The organism is Tepidimonas fonticaldi (genome assembly GCF_007556755.1).
Lineage (GTDB): Bacteria > Pseudomonadota > Gammaproteobacteria > Burkholderiales > Burkholderiaceae_C > Tepidimonas > Tepidimonas fonticaldi.
The window spans coordinates 1-518 of record NZ_VJOO01000087.1 but is presented as its reverse complement, the minus strand read 5'-3'; the positions used below and the strand labels follow the sequence as shown (position 1 = coordinate 518).

General features: G+C 65.4%; 1 protein-coding gene. It reads right to left on the bottom strand.

Annotated features, from left to right (window positions below; translation table 11 throughout):
* On the bottom strand, nucleotides 1-518 hold a 518-nt coding region (locus Tfont_RS14435; RefSeq protein ID WP_143969943.1), incomplete at both ends, for a transposase.

Below are 518 nucleotides of genomic sequence, written 5' to 3'. Positions count from 1 at the left end.
CGGCTGTCGGTCGGATGGGCCACCGCCTTGGGTTGTACGGTGGTGTCCACCACCACGCGCTTGAGTTCCTGCGGCTTGATGAGTCCGGTTTCCACCGCCACGTTGATCGTCTGCGCCAGGAGTTCTTCCACCCCCTCCTCGCCCAGCAGCCGGCGAAACTTCACCAGCGTCGTGGCGTCGCACGGCCGGCGATGTTCAAAGTACGCCCGCCCCGAGAAGAACTGCCATGTGGGGGTTTCGCCCCAGCGCTCGACCACCCCTTCGTCCGACTCGTTGAAGGCGTGCTTCAGATACAGCAGCGCGATCATCACGCGCAGCGGCACGCGGGGTCGGCCTGCGTTGGACGCCCGAGCTGCGCGCACCGGAGATTCGCCAAAGAGGTCCAGATCGGGCATGGCCACCCCAGAGCGGGCTTTGCGCATGAACAGGTGCGACAGCCTTGCTTCCAACTCCTGCCACGGCATGCGTGAGGACAACACCGCCAGCGGATGGCGCAGGTCGATCATCTGATCGAGCCG